Annotated in this window: 10 protein-coding genes and 1 riboswitch; of the genes, 7 read left to right on the top strand and 3 right to left on the bottom strand. The window is 71.5% G+C overall.

The window, feature by feature from the left end:
- The first annotated feature begins 132 nt into the window (after positions 1-132).
- Both ACIQOW_RS23110 and ACIQOW_RS23105 read left to right on the top strand, forming a co-directional pair.
- Positions 133-3,147, top strand: a complete 3,015-nt coding sequence (locus ACIQOW_RS23110) for an ATP-binding protein (RefSeq protein WP_401087806.1) — start codon at positions 133-135, stop codon at positions 3,145-3,147.
- A gap of 258 nt (positions 3,148-3,405) precedes the next feature.
- The gene (locus tag ACIQOW_RS23105; protein WP_401087804.1) at positions 3,406-4,470 is read left to right on the top strand and encodes an aldose epimerase family protein; all 1,065 of its coding nucleotides are present in this window, start codon (positions 3,406-3,408) and stop codon (positions 4,468-4,470) included.
- A gap of 11 nt (positions 4,471-4,481) precedes the next feature.
- Here ACIQOW_RS23105 and ACIQOW_RS23100 read toward each other — a convergent pair whose 3' ends face one another.
- A complete protein-coding gene (locus ACIQOW_RS23100) occupies positions 4,482-5,003 on the bottom strand; it encodes a GNAT family N-acetyltransferase (RefSeq protein ID WP_401087802.1) in 522 nt (173 codons plus the stop codon).
- 308 nt (positions 5,004-5,311) lie between these two features.
- Here ACIQOW_RS23100 and ACIQOW_RS23095 point away from each other — a divergent pair, with 308 nt between their 5' ends.
- The 5 genes from ACIQOW_RS23095 (at position 5,312) to ACIQOW_RS23075 (ending at position 11,542) form a co-directional block, all read left to right on the top strand.
- On the top strand, positions 5,312-6,589 hold the full coding sequence (locus tag ACIQOW_RS23095) for an extracellular solute-binding protein (RefSeq protein ID WP_401087800.1): 1,278 nt from the start codon (positions 5,312-5,314) through the stop codon (positions 6,587-6,589).
- Between the two features lie 197 nt (positions 6,590-6,786).
- Positions 6,787-7,788 carry a carbohydrate ABC transporter permease gene (locus ACIQOW_RS23090; protein WP_401087798.1) on the top strand — a complete coding sequence of 334 codons (1,002 nt, stop codon included), beginning with the start codon at positions 6,787-6,789 and terminating at the stop codon, positions 7,786-7,788.
- Positions 7,789-7,828: 40 nt separating this feature from the next.
- Positions 7,829-8,734 carry a sugar ABC transporter permease gene (locus ACIQOW_RS23085; protein WP_401087796.1) on the top strand — a complete coding sequence of 302 codons (906 nt, stop codon included), beginning with the start codon at positions 7,829-7,831 and terminating at the stop codon, positions 8,732-8,734.
- Between the two features lie 65 nt (positions 8,735-8,799).
- Positions 8,800-10,497 (top strand): glycoside hydrolase family 13 protein, encoded by a 1,698-nt coding sequence (locus tag ACIQOW_RS23080; protein WP_188297251.1) that lies wholly within the window; start codon positions 8,800-8,802, stop codon positions 10,495-10,497.
- A gap of 25 nt (positions 10,498-10,522) precedes the next feature.
- On the top strand, positions 10,523-11,542 hold the full coding sequence (locus ACIQOW_RS23075; RefSeq protein WP_188297252.1) for a LacI family DNA-binding transcriptional regulator: 1,020 nt from the start codon (positions 10,523-10,525) through the stop codon (positions 11,540-11,542).
- Positions 11,543-11,641: 99 nt separating this feature from the next.
- On the opposite strand, the gene ACIQOW_RS23070 is transcribed toward ACIQOW_RS23075, so the two are convergent.
- Positions 11,642-11,842 (bottom strand): hypothetical protein, encoded by a 201-nt coding sequence (locus ACIQOW_RS23070; protein ID WP_401087793.1) that lies wholly within the window; start codon positions 11,840-11,842, stop codon positions 11,642-11,644.
- Between the two features lie 289 nt (positions 11,843-12,131).
- Complete coding sequence (locus ACIQOW_RS23065; protein ID WP_401087792.1) at positions 12,132-13,508, bottom strand: transglycosylase family protein; 1,377 nt, start codon at positions 13,506-13,508, stop codon at positions 12,132-12,134.
- Positions 13,495-13,655, bottom strand: a riboswitch (cyclic di-AMP (ydaO/yuaA leader). (Overlaps the previous gene by 14 nt.)
- Between the last annotated feature and the right edge of the window lie 31 nt (positions 13,656-13,686).

Raw genomic sequence — 13,686 nt, 5'->3', positions numbered from 1 at the left:
GGTAAGCCGTCCGAACCCTCACCGTCAGCCCCAGCCTGCACGAACGCCCCACGAGGCGGCCCGTACGGCGCTAACCTCGGCTCCACGCAGTGATGGAGCTGTGACGCAAGCGGGCGAGGCGGAGGCACGACGGTGACCGAGCAGGAGAACGCAATTCGGGCGGGTGCTGGTTCCGCCCACGACGGTGAAGGCGCCGCGCCCCGGGTCCGGCTGCGCGACCGCGACGCCGAACTGCGTTCGGTGGAGGCCGCCGTCGACCGGCTCTGCCGCGATTTCGCCGCCGGCGGCACCGAGATCGGTGACCTGCTCACCTTCTCCGGCCGCCCCGGCATCGGGAAGACCAGCCTGCTGCACGAGGTCCGGCGCCTCGCCAAGCTCCGCGACGGCGCCACCGTGCTGTTCGCCCGGGGCGGCGAACGGCAGTTCAAGGAGCCGTACCACGTGCTGCGCCAGCTGCTCCAGCCCGTGCTCTCGGACCTGAAGCCCGACGTGTTCCGCCAGGTCATGGGCACCTGGGAGGAGGTCGTCGGACCGGCCATGGGCCTCAAGCAGCCCAAGGCCGGCGCCCGCCGCCTCGACCCGCAGGGCGTGCGCGACGGTCTCGACTACGTCCTCACCCAACTCGCGCCGCGCCGCGCGCCGATGGTGATGATCGTCGACGACCTGCACTGGGCGGACGGGGAGTCGCTCTCCTGGCTGACCAAGTTCGCCATCCGATCGAGTGAACTTCCCGTCCTGCTGGTCTTCGCCTTCCGGGAGGACGACAACGACTGGCCCGCCGAGACCCAGGAATTCCGCCGGGACGTCCTCCTGCTCAAGGGCCGCAAGCACGAACTCAACCGGCTCACCCTCAGCTCCGTCACCGACATGATCCGGGCCGAACTCGGCGACAGGGCCGAGGACGCCTTCTGCTACGAGTTCTGGAACGTCGTCAACGGCAACCCGTTCGAGGCCAACGCCCTGCTCGACCAGGTCCGCGACCAGGAGCTCGAACCGGTCGAGGAGAACTCCCGGCAGCTGCGCGAACTCGCCGTCGACGTCACCGGGATGACCCTCAAGAGCTGGCTGGACCGGCTCGGCGCCAGCACCCTACGCTTCGCCTGGGCCTGCGCGATGCTCGGCACCGACATCCGGGTCGACCTCGCCACCCGGATCTCCACCCAGAGCACCGAGGGCGCCCGCGAGTCCATCAAGCAGCTGCGCAAGCAACGCGTGCTGACCCAGACCCCCAACGGGAACCTGGAGTTCGTCCACCCGCTGATCGCCAGCTCCATCTACAACACCATGCCGGACGCCACCCGCCTCGGCATGCACGGCATCGCCGCCGCCGAGATCGAGAACGCCGGACTCGGCCTGCTCGCCGCCTCCCGTCACCTCGTCGAGACCCACTCCGGCGAGGGCGACGACCGGATCGTCAGGAAGCTGCGCCGCGCCGCCGTCGAGCACCAGCTGATCGGTGCCCCGGAGGCCGCCCAGCGCTGTCTGAACCGCGCGCTCAACGAGCCGCCCGCCGACGAGATCAAGGCCGAGGTGCTGTACGAACTCGGCTGCTCCGCACTGCTCACCGACCCCGTCGCCACCGTCAACCAGCTCAAGCTGGCCCTCGACCCCGACGAGGTGCCGCTGCGCCCCGAACTGCGCGTGGACGCCAACTTCCGGCTGTCCGAAGTGCTCGCCCACAGCGGCGAGCTGGGCCAGGCGGCCCTGGTCTGCCAGGACGCGGCCCGGCTGACCATCGATCCGGCCGGGCGCCAGCGGCTCCAGGCAGCCTCGTTCATGTGGCACGCCTTCCGCAGGTCGGAGGAGGACGGCCCGGGCCGCTCCGCCCGCCTCGAAGAGATGTGCCTGAGCCTGAGCGGCCGGGAGGCGGCCGACCGGGCCGTGCTCGCCATGCGCGCCTGGGACCTCACCCTGCGCGGCGCCCCGTCCGCGGACGCTCTCGCGCTCGCCGACGAGGTCCTCGAGGGCGGTCGGCTGCCCAAGGGCCTCGGCTGGACCGACACCACCTGGGGCTTCGAACTGCCCTCGATGCTCGGCCTGACGTACATCTACAACGACCGCATCGCCCAGGCCGAACGGCTGGCCGCGGACGCCATCATCCAGTTCGAGATCGCCGGTTGGAGCGGCGCCCACCGGGGCTTCGCGTACTTCCTGATGGGCCTGGCCCGGTTCCGCCGCGGCCTGCTCGCCGAGGCCGAGGACTTCCTTCGCCGGGCGTACCGGATCTCCGAGCGGATCGGGGAGAGGCTGCCGCTGGCCTGGGACGCGATCGGCGTGCTGGTCGACACCCTGATCGCCCGCGGCCGGGTCGACGAGGCCTGGACCACGGCCAACGACTTCGGCTTCCACCCGCCGTACCACCCGACGGCCATGGTGCTGCCGGACGCCGCCTCGCTGTACGGCAAGCTGCTGGTCGCCAAGGACCGGTACGCGGGCGCGGCCGCCGCGCTCACCGAGGCCGGCGCCCAGCTGGAGGTCCGCGGCTGGCACAACACCGTCTGGGCGCCCTGGGCCGGCCACCTCGCCATCGCGATCGCGGACGACGAACCCGAGCGCGCCCGCGACTACGCCCAGAAGGCGGTCAGGGACGCGCGCGCCTTCGGCACCGCCTCGGCGATCGGCACCGCGCTGCGCCTCCACGCCAGGATCGAGGACGGCCAGGCGGCGGTCGAGCTGCTGGAGGACGCGGTGGCGTACCTCGGGCAGTCGCCGGCCGGTTACGAGCACGCCGTCGCGCTGGTCGACCTCGGCGCCGCGCTGCGCCGGGTCGGACGGCTGGACGACGCCCAGGAGTACCTGTACCAGGGCATCGAGCTGGCCCAGCACTGCTCCGCGGAGGGGCTGGTCGACCGGGCCAGGCGGGAGCTCGCCAACTACGGCCTGCGGCCCAACCGGCTGGGGCTGCGCGACTTCAGGGAAACCATCGAGACGCTCAGCAACGCGGAGTGGGAGGTCGCCAAGCGGGCCGTGCAGGGCGTGCCGCCGCAGCGGATCGCCGACGAGCTGGGGGTGCCGATCGGCCTGGTCAACCGACGGCTGGCGGCGGTCTACCGCAAGGCGGGCAGCGGGCCGGACGGTCTGGCCTCGGCGCTCGGGCTGCCGCAGCAGCAGCGGGACGCGGGGCGGCTGGAGAACCTGGACGACTAGCGGGGCCTGGACACGGCCCGCGTCCGGGGCGCGGGTACTGCCCCCGGCGGGGTTCCGGTACGGCGCCGGGTGGTCGTACGGGCGCCCGATGGTGGTGGCGCGCGCCCGGCGCGACAGGCGGCGTGTGGGCGCGTGGAAGCGCCCCCGCTGCCGCCGCCGTCGCTAGGCTGACGGGCACGGGGCTGCCGCGGCGACCCCTCGACGGACCCGGAACCGGGGCGGCCGCGGTGCGACGTGGCCGCCAGTGAGGAGCAGGCCATGGCGAGCGAGGCCACCAGCGTGCGGCACGAACCCCTCGACCCCTCGGGCGCGGGCGCCGCGATCGAGCGCTGGACGCTCACGGCCGGCCCGTACGAGGCGAGCGTGCTCACCCTCGGCGCCACCCTGCACACCCTGAGCGCGCCGGACCGCTCCGGCCGCTCCGCCCAACTGCTGCTGTCCACCGACCGGCTGTCCGAGATCCTCGGCCCGGCCAGGCACTACGGCACAGTGGTGGGCCGGTACGCCAACCGGATCGACCGCTCGTCGGTCACCATCGACGGCGAGGAGCACCGGCTCGCCCCGACCGGCGGTGGGATGACCCTTCACGGCGGCCCGGACGGCTTCGCGCACCGGATGTGGGCGGCCGAGCCGGTCGAAGGCGGGGTCCGGCTGACGCTGCACAGCCCGGACGGGGACCAGGGCTTCCCCGGCGCGCTGGACGTCACCGTCGCGTACACCCTGGACGCGTCCGGCGAGCTGGTGATCGACTACCGCGCCGTCACCGGCAAACCGACCGTCGTCAACCTGACCAACCACGCGTACTTCAACCTCGCGGGTGAAGGCGCCGGCGACATCCTGGGGCACCTGCTCACCCTGGACGCCGACGCGTACACCCCGACCGACGAGCGGCAGATCCCGTACGGCAGGACCGAGCCGGTGGCCGGCACGCCGTTCGACTTCACGGTGGCCACGCCGATCGGCAAGTCGGTGCACGACGAGCACCCGCAGCTGACCGGGCCCGGCGGCTACGACCACAACTGGGCGCTGCGGGCCCGCCCGGCGGACGGCGGCCCGGCGCGGGCGGCGCTGCTGGAGGACCCGGTCAGCGGCCGCACCCTGGAGGTGCTGACCACCGAACCGGGCATCCAGGTCTACACGGCGAACAAGTTCGGGGGCGCGGTCACCGGCGCGAGCGGCGTCCCGTACGGGCCGTTCGCCGGGATCGCGCTGGAGACCCAGCACTTCCCCGACTCCCCGCACCACCCGGCGTTCCCCAGCACGGAGCTGCGGCCGGGGGAGGAGTTCCGTTCGACGACGGTGCTCCGGCTGGGGACCAACTAGGGCTTCTCCGGTCAGGGCTTCGCCGGCCGTGCCTGCGCCAGGTCGCGGCGCATGCAGAGCCGGGGCCAGCGGTCGAGGCCGTGCTCGGCCTCCTTGCGCCGGATCTCGCGCAGGCCCGGGGTGAGTTCCTCCGCGGCCAGCGGGCGGAAGCCGCAGCGGGCGTAGTAGGGGGCGTTCCAGGGGACGTCCGCGAAGGTGGTGAGGGTGAGCGCGGGGGCGCCGGCGGTCGCTGCGAGGTGTTCGATCAGCGCCCGGCCGATGCCGCGGCGGGCGTGGTCGGGGTGCACGGAGACCTGTTCGATGTGCAGCGCGCCGTCCACCGGCTCGGCCAGCAGGTAGGCGGCGACGCTTCCGTCGGGGGCCTCGGCGACCAGGGCGACGCCCTGCTCCAGGTAGTGGGCCAGCTCCTCCGGCGCGGGGGGTTCGTCCTCGGCGATCTCGGGCATGCCGATCGCGGCGAAGGGGGCTCCGGCGGCCCGCTCCAGCTCGGCGAGCAGCGGAAGTTCGTCCCTGGTGACGGTTCTGATGCGCATGCGTCCAGTCTGCTGGAGAGCGCTTTCGGCCACGCACGGTGGTCTCGTCGGCCAATCCGGCGAGGGTGAATCGGGCGAAGCTGATCAAATCGGTCCACTGTCAACTACCGTGCGGCAACGCCCAGGACACGTGGGTGTAACGATCGGCTTTTCTTGCAGAAATTTGCTGCAAGAACTTTCCGTCACTCTTGCGCCGCTGTTAACTTCCTTCCGAGCCCGACGGCAGCAACGGTGCGGTCGGCAGGAGGCAGCCATTATGCGCCTGCCTCCGAACATCTCGGGCACCCCCACCCTCCCAAGGAGTTCTCATGCGGCGTGGCATCGCGGCCTCTGCCCTCGTTGTGGCCCTCGCGGTCTCGATGGCTGCCTGTGGCAGCAGCGGCTCCAGCTCCGACGGCAAGGCCGACGGGCCGGTCACCCTCACGTACTGGGACACGTCGAACGCCACCAACGAGGCGCCGGGCTACCAGGAGCTCGTCAAGAAGTTCGAGGCCGCCAACCCGAACGTCAAGGTCGACTTCGTCAACGTGCCGTTCGACCAGGCGCAGAACAAGCTCCAGACCGCGATGGGGGCCAAGGGCGCTCCGGATGTCTTCCGCTCCGAGGTCGGGTGGACCGCCGCCTTCGCCAAGGCCGGCTACCTGGAGCCGCTGGACGGCACCCCGGCCGCCGCCGACACCTCCGCCTTCCAGCCGAGTCTGATCCAGCAGGCCACGTACCAGGGCAAGCTGTACGGCGTGCCGCTGGTGACCGACACGCTCGGCCTGCTCTACAACAAGGAGCTCTTCACCAAGGCCGGCATCACCGAGGCGCCGAAGACCTGGGACGAGCTGAAGGCCGACGCCGCCGCCGTCAAGGAGAAGGCCGGCGTGGACGGCTTCTGGCTGAAGGCCGCGGACGGCTACTACGCGCTGCCGTTCCTGTTCGGTGAGGGCACCGACACCGTCGACGCCGCCGGCAAGAAGATCACCATCACCTCGCCGGAGGCCGTCAAGGCCGTCGAGACCTACAAGACGATGTTCACCTCGCCCGGCACCGCCAAGGCCGACGTCACCACCGACGCCTACGCGCACATGATGGACGCCTTCACCAGTGGCAAGGTCGCGGCGATCATCCAGGGTCCCTGGGAGATCACCAACATCTACAAGGGCTCCGCCTTCGCCGACAAGACGAACCTCGGCATCGCGGCCGTCCCCGGTGGCTCCGCGGGCAGGGCAGGCGCCCCCACCGGCGGCCACAACATCTCCGTCTACGCCGGTGCCGACAAGGGCCACAAGGCCGCGGCCGAGAAGTTCGCCGCCTTCATGACCTCGGCCGAGAGCCAGGCGTTCATCGCGCAGAAGAACGCCACCCTGCCGACCCGCTCCGACGCCTTCACCGCCGACGTCAAGGCCGACCCGGGCATCGCCGGCTTCCAGGCCGTGCTGAGCAGCGCCAAGCCGCGCCCCGAGCTGCCCGAGTACAGCTCGCTGCTCGCCTCGCTGAACACCAACCTGGGCAAGGCCGTCCAGGGCACGAGCACCCAGGACGCGCTGAACACCATCGCCACCGACTACGCCAAGCTCCTCCCGGGCTTCGCCAAGTAGTCCCCGTGCCAGGCCCGCCGACCGGCGGGTGACAGCGAATGAATGACAGCAGACGGATAACAGATGACAGGTGACAGATTTCATCATCTGTCAGTTGTCCGCCGTCGGCCTGTCACCCGCCATCTGCCACCCGCCGCCTCCCGGCGGGCCGCGGCCGTCGGCTCCCTCCGAGAATTCCCCCCGAGAAGGTGCAAACGATGTCAGTCGCCGTGCAGGGCGCCACCGGCAAGGGCAGCCGGGAGCGCGAGCAGCGTCCGGGCCTGCTGGAACGCGTCAAGCGCTCCTACGCCAAGCACTGGTACGCCTACGCGATGATCGCCCCGGTCGTGCTGGTGCTCGGCGTGCTGGTGCTCTACCCGCTCGTCGAGGGCGTCTGGCTCACCCTCACCGATGCCAACAGCCTCAACGCCGCCCGCAAGATCGGCGTCAACGAGATCCCGGCGAGCTACCGGTTCGTCGGCTTCGACAACTACGCCGACATCCTGTGGGGCCCCGGCTCGTACGACCGCTTCTGGTCGCACTTCGTCTGGACCATCGCCTGGACGGCCATCTGCGTTTCCCTGCACTACACCCTCGGCCTCGGCCTCGCCCTGCTGCTCAACCAGAAGCTGCGCGGCCGCGCCGCCTACCGGATGCTGCTCATCCTGCCGTGGGCCGTGCCGGCCTTCGTCACCGTCTTCTCCTGGCGCCTGATGCTCGCCGACGGCGGCGTCGTCAACAGTGCCCTGGCCCTCCTGCACCTGCCCGAGCCCGGCTGGCTCACCGACCCGTGGGCGCAGAAGGCGGCCGCGATCATGGTGAACACCTGGGCCGGCGTGCCGTTCATGATGATCTCGCTGCTCGGTGGCCTCCAGGCGATCCCGGCCGAGCTGTACGAGGCCGCCGAGATGGACGGCGCCACCGCCTGGCAGCGCTTCCGGTACGTCACCCTGCCCGGGCTGCGCGCCGTCTCCTCCACGGTCGTGCTGCTCGGCGTGATCTGGACGTTCAACCAGTTCAACGTGATCTTCCTGCTGTTCGGCAGCGGCGCCCCCGACGCCCAGCTGCTGGTCACCTGGGCGTACCGGCTCGGTTTCGGCCAGATCCCCCGGGACTACGCGCAGTCCGCCGCCTACGGCGTGATCCTGCTGTCCATCCTGATCGTCTTCACCGCCTTCTACCGGCGCTGGCTCGCCCGCAACGAGCAGGCCAACGGCTGAGGCCCCGGACCCAGTTGACCCACGAAGGCAGGTAACCCCGATGAGCACCACCACCGAACTCCCGGCCGGCCCGGCGACCGCGGCCCCGGCCGCCCGGCCCGCCAAGGTCCGTCTCCGCGGCGAGCGGAGCCCGCTGGCCCGGGCGCTGTCCCACGGCACCCTGGCCGTGGCCGGACTGATCGCGCTGTTCCCGGTCGCCTGGATCCTGTTCGTCTCGCTCGGCCCGGACAAGACCGACTACCTCCACCCCGGTGAGATCCTCGGCAAGCTCACGTTCGCGAACTACCGGCACGTGCTGTCCGACACCGACTTCTTCACCTGGTTCGGCAACGCCGTGCTGGTCTCCGGCATCACCACCGTGTTCGGCGTGCTGGTGGCCGCCACCACGGGGTACGCCGTCTCCCGGATGAAGTTCCCCGGTCACAGGCCGCTGATGTGGTCGCTGCTGGTGACCCAGATGTTCCCGATCGCGGTGCTGATCGTGCCGATGTACACGATGCTCTCCGAACTCGACCTGCTGGACAGCTACCTCGGCCTGATCCTGGTCTACTCGACCACCACCGTGCCGTACTGCGCCTGGCTGCTGAAGGGCTACTTCGACACCATCCCGGTGGAGATCGACGAGGCCGGCCGGGTCGACGGGCTCTCCCCGTTCGGCACCTTCTGGCGGCTGGTGCTGCCGCTCGCCCGCCCGGGCCTGGCGGTGGCGGCCTTCTACTCCTTCCTCACCTACTGGGCCGAGGTGCCGTTCGCCTCCACCTTCATGCTCAGCTCCGACAAGTACACGCTGGCCGTCGGCCTCCAGACCTTCGTCAGCGAGCACGACGCCCAGTGGAACCTGATGGCCGCGACCGCCGTGCTGATCGCGATCCCGTCCGCGGGCTTCTTCTACCTGGTGCAGCGCAACCTGGTCACCGGCCTGACCGCCGGTGCCTCCAAGTCGTGACGCCCGGCGCCGCACACCCGGCGCCCACGGCCCCCCGCTCCTCCGATCCCCGAGGGATACCGTCCATGACCCAGAACCTGGCCGACACCTCCCGGCCTGCCGCCGACACCGCTCACGAGGCGAACGTCAGTGCGTCCAGAGGCTGGTGGCGGGACGCGGTCATCTACCAGGTGTACCCGCGCAGCTTCGCCGACTCCAACGGCGACGGCATGGGGGACCTGCCCGGCATCCGCAGCCGTCTGCCCTACCTGCGCGACCTCGGCGTGGACGCGGTCTGGCTCTCGCCGTTCTACGCCTCGCCGCAGGCGGACGCCGGCTACGACGTCGCCGACTACCGCGCGGTGGACCCGATGTTCGGCACCCTGCTGGACGCCGACGCCCTCATCAGGGACGCCCACGAACTGGGCCTGCGGATCATCGTCGACCTCGTCCCCAACCACTCCTCGGACCAGCACGAGTGGTTCCAGCGCGCCCTGCGCGAGGGCCCCGGCTCGGCGCTGCGCGACCGCTACCACTTCCGCCCCGGCAAGGGCGAGCAGGGCGAACTGCCGCCCAACGACTGGGAGTCCATCTTCGGCGGCCCGGCCTGGACGCGCACCGCGAACCCGGACGGCACCCCCGGTGACTGGTACCTGCACCTGTTCGCCCCGGAGCAGCCCGACTTCAACTGGGAGAACGCGGCCGTCGCCGACGAGTTCCGCTCGATCCTGCGGTTCTGGCTCGACATGGGCGTGGACGGCTTCCGCATCGACGTCGCCCACGGCCTGGTCAAGGCCCCCGGCCTGCCCGACCTCGGCGGCGCCGACCAGCTGAGGCTGCTCGGCAACGAGGTCATGCCGTTCTTCGACCAGGACGGCGTGCACGAGATCTACCGCAGCTGGCGGAAGATCCTCGACGAGTACCCGGGCCGGCGGATCGGCGTGGCCGAGGCCTGGACCCCGACCGTCCAGCGCACCGCCAACTACGTCCGCCCCGACGAGCTGCACCAGGCCTTCAACTTCCAGTACCTGGGCACAGGTTGGGAGGCCGACGCGCTGCGTGAGGTGATCGACCTCTCGCTCGACTCGATGCGCCCGGTCGACGCCCCCACCACCTGGGTGCTGTCCAACCACGACGTCACCCGGCACGCCACCCGGTTCGCCAACGAGTCCGGCCTCGGCACCCAGATCCGCACCCCCGGTGACCGCGAACTCGGCCTGCGCCGCGCCCGCGCCGCCACCCTGCTGATGCTCGCGCTGCCCGGTTCGGCGTATGTCTACCAGGGCGAGGAGCTCGGCCTGCCGGACGTCACCGACCTGCCCGACGAGGTCCGCCAGGACCCGTCCTTCTTCCGTCAGGCGGGCCAGGACGGCTACCGCGACGGCTGCCGCGTCCCGATCCCGTGGTCCGGCACCGAGGCCCCGTACGGCTTCGGACCGGTGGCCGGCGGGCCGTCCTGGCTGCCGCAGCCGGCCGAGTGGGCCGCTCTGAGCGTCGAGGCGCAGACCGGCGACCCGACCTCCACCCTGGAGCTCTACCGCAGTGCGCTGGCCGTCCGCCGGGCGCAGCCGGACCTCGGCGCCGGCACCGGTGTCGAGTGGCTGGAGAGCCCCGAGGGCACCCTGATGTTCCGCCGCGGCTCCTTCGTCTGCACCACGAACACCACCGGCCGACCGGTACGGATCGCGGCTCCGGGCGCCCTGCTGCTGGCCTCGGCCGACCTCGTGGTGGACGGCGGCGAGACCGTGCTCGCTCCGGACAGCACCGGCTGGTGGGCGGTCTGACGTGGTTGGAATAGGCTTCGGGACCGTGACTACGGCGCGACTCTCAGACATCGCGGCACAGGCGGGGGTCAGCGAAGCCACCGTCTCCCGCGTGCTCAACGGCAAGGCGAACGTTTCCGCCACCACCAGGCAGAACGTGCTGGCCGCACTCGACGTGCTCGGGTACGAGCGGCCGACCAGGCTGCGGCAGCGCAGCGCCGGACTGATCGGTCTGATCACCCCGGAGCTGAGCAACCCGATCTTCCCCGCGCTGGCCCAGGTGATCGAGCAGGTGCTCAGCCGGCACGGCTTCACCCCGGTTCTCTGCACCCAGACTCCGGGCGGCTCCACCGAGGACGAACTGGTGGAGATGCTGGTGGACCGGGGAGTGGCGGGCATCGTCTTCGTCTCCGGGCTGCACGCCGACACCACCGCCGCCCACGACCGCTACTCCAGGCTGGCCGGGCGCGGGGTGCCGTTCGTGCTGATCAACGGCTTCAGCGAGAAGATCGACGCGCCGTTCATCTCGCCGGACGACCGGGCGGCTATGTGGATGGCCGTCCAGTACCTGGCCGAACTCGGGCACGAGCGGATCGGGTTGGCCGTCGGGCAGCGCCGGTACGTGCCGGTGCTGCGCAAGATCGAGGGCTTCACGGCGGCGATGCGCGAGGTGCTCGGGCGCAGCCAGGCGGAGGCGGAGGACCTCGTCCACCACACGCTGTTCAGCGTGGAGGGCGGGCACGCGGCGGCCGGCGCGCTGCTCGACAAGGGCTGCACGGCGATCGTCTGCGGGAGCGACATGATGGCGCTCGGGGCGATCCGGGCGGTGCGGCAGCGGGGACTGTCGGTGCCGCAGGACGTGTCGGTGGTCGGCTTCGACGACTCGCCGCTGATCGCCTTCACCGAGCCGCCGTTGACCACGATCCGGCAGCCGGTCGAGGCGATGGCCACGGCGGCGGTGGACGCATTGCTGGAGGAGGTCGGCGGGAACGCGGCCCAGCGCGGCGAGTTCATGTTCCAGCCGGAGCTGGTGATGCGCGGGTCCACCGGGGCCTGCGCGCGCTGAGCTCCGGCCGTCACGGCCGACGAAGGGGTCCCGGAGGGCGGGTTGCTCTCCGGGACCCCTTCGGTGTGCGCGGGACCGGCCCGTGCGGGCCGCCGGCGGTCAGCCCTCCTGGGCGTCCTGGCGGCCGACGGTGAGGCGGTTTCCGTCGGCCGCTTCGCCGGTGCGGGTCTCGGTGCGGCGGCCGCGGGCCAGGTAGTCGCGCAGGACCAGTTCGACGGCGTCCTGCGGGTTCTTGGTGCCGGAGAGCATCATCGCGTCGATCGCGAGGTTCGCGTCGAGGGTGACGGTGACCTGGGCCATGTGACTCCTCCTCGGGTGCAGAGCAGCAGCATGCCCGTTGGGGCGGCGATCCACCACGGGAATCGGCGGAACCGGGGGAGGGGACGCCGGAGCCCCCGGGGAGGAGCGACCAGACTCTCCCCGGGGGCGGCGGGTGGTCAGCGTTCGGACGACGGCTGACGGCTGACGGAGGACAGATGTCAGATGACAGATGTTGAAATCTGTCATCTGACATCTGTTACCTGTTATCTGTCATCCGTCAGAGGTTCCCTGCCGGCTGTCACCGTCGTCCGTCGGCCGTGTGCCGTCCTCAGACCCGGCCGGCGAAGTCCGGGGCCCAGTTGGCGATGTTCTGCTCGCGGACGCCCGAGCTCGGGTTGGCGGCCTCGACGTACTTGCCGTTGCCGACGTAGATCGCGACGTGGTAGACGCCGGAGTCCTTGCCGTTGTTGGACCAGAACAGCAGGTCGCCCGGCTGGAGGCTGTCCAGCGAGACGTGGGTGCTGGCGGCGGCCTGGTCGGCGGCGACGCGCGGGACGGAGACGCCCGCGGCCCGCAGCGCGGCCTGGGTCAGGCCGGAGCAGTCCCAGCCGCCGTTGCCGGTGCCGCCGTAGACGTACGCCTGACCGACCTTCGACTCGGCGAAGGAGACCGCGGCGGCCATGCTGCCGGTGGCGGCCGGAGCCTGGGTCTGGGTCTGGGTCTGGGTCTGCGGGGCGGGCTTGGCGGCCGGCTTGGCGGCCGGGGCCTGGGGCTGCGCGGTCGGCTGGGCGTTCACGGCACCGCCGTTCGCGGACTGGCCGGACTTCTGCGAGCGGTCGAACCAGGTGGAGTCCGAGCCGGACTTGGTGGCGGAGGACTGGCCGGCCTGGGCCCGCCCGTTGCCGCCGAAGGACAGCTGCTGGCCCGGGTAGATGGCGTCCGGACCCTCGGTCAGGGTGCCGCGGTTGAGCTCGTACAGCCGCTGCCAGCCGCCCTGCACGCTGTGCTCGTCGGCGATCGAGGACAGCCAGTCGCCCTCGACCACGGTGTAGTCGCCGCTCTGGGCCTGCTGCTGGCGCTTCTGGGCCCACGCGCTCCGGTTGTCGGAGTCGGCGGAGCCGGTGGCGGCCTGCGCGCCGTCCTGGGCGGGTGCGGCGGGCTTCGCGGCGGGGGCCTGGGGCTGCACGGGCTTGGCGGCCGGCTTCGCGGCCGGGGCGGCGGGCTTCGGGGTCTGCGCGGGCTTGGCGGCGGTCGAACCGGTGCCGGCACCGGTGGTGGAGCCCGCCGAGGTGTCGACGGCGGCCGGGGTGCCGCCCTTGGTCAGGCCGGCCTTGACGGAGCAGACGGGCCAGGCGCCCGGGCCCTGCGAGGCGAGGACCTTCTCGGCGACGGCGATCTGTTGCGCCTTGGTGGCCTGGTTGGCCTGCTGGGCGTAGGCGGTGCCACCGAAGGCGGCCCAGGTGCTGGAGGTGAACTGGAGACCGCCGTAGAAACCGTTGCCGGTGTTGATGGCCCAGTTGCCGCCGCTCTCGCACTGGGCGACGGCGTCCCAGGTGGAGACGGACGCGGCGGAGGCGGTGCCGGTGGTGAGGCAGGGAACGGTGAGGCCGACACCCGCGACGCCGAGGGCGGCGATCACGCGACGGGTGCGGCTGGACAGACGGTTGCCGTTGGTGGGCAGCATGAAGACGCGTTCCTCTCCCACGCCTGCGAGGTGAGCTGTCGGATTCGGGCTGGAGTTGCCCGGCCGCGCCATGGGCGCGGCTTCACCCCTAGCCCTGGACCGTTCCTGGGATCGGTCCGGGGCGACTTACCTGTGGGTCCCCCGCTCCTGCCGTGGTGCGTTTTCGCGCTGCCAGGACATCCGACGGCAGGACTCGGCG

The organism is Kitasatospora sp. NPDC091335 (assembly GCF_044757205.1).
Classification (GTDB): domain Bacteria; phylum Actinomycetota; class Actinomycetes; order Streptomycetales; family Streptomycetaceae; genus Kitasatospora.
This window is presented reverse-complemented; position numbering and strand designations above follow the sequence as displayed.

Bases quoted from the DNA above. Each gene is read 5' to 3' on its own strand.
- ACIQOW_RS23085 (WP_401087796.1), top strand. From the start codon at position 7,829: ATGAGCACCACCACCGAACTCCCGGCCGGCCCGGCGACCGCGGCCCCG.
- ACIQOW_RS23100 (WP_401087802.1), bottom strand. From the start codon at position 5,003: ATGCGCATCAGAACCGTCACCAGGGACGAACTTCCGCTGCTCGCCGAG.
- ACIQOW_RS23080 (WP_188297251.1), top strand. From the start codon at position 8,800: ATGACCCAGAACCTGGCCGACACCTCCCGGCCTGCCGCCGACACCGCT.
- ACIQOW_RS23070 (WP_401087793.1), bottom strand. From the start codon at position 11,842: ATGGCCCAGGTCACCGTCACCCTCGACGCGAACCTCGCGATCGACGCG.
- ACIQOW_RS23095 (WP_401087800.1), top strand. From the start codon at position 5,312: ATGCGGCGTGGCATCGCGGCCTCTGCCCTCGTTGTGGCCCTCGCGGTC.
- ACIQOW_RS23105 (WP_401087804.1), top strand. From the start codon at position 3,406: ATGGCGAGCGAGGCCACCAGCGTGCGGCACGAACCCCTCGACCCCTCG.
- ACIQOW_RS23090 (WP_401087798.1), top strand. From the start codon at position 6,787: ATGTCAGTCGCCGTGCAGGGCGCCACCGGCAAGGGCAGCCGGGAGCGC.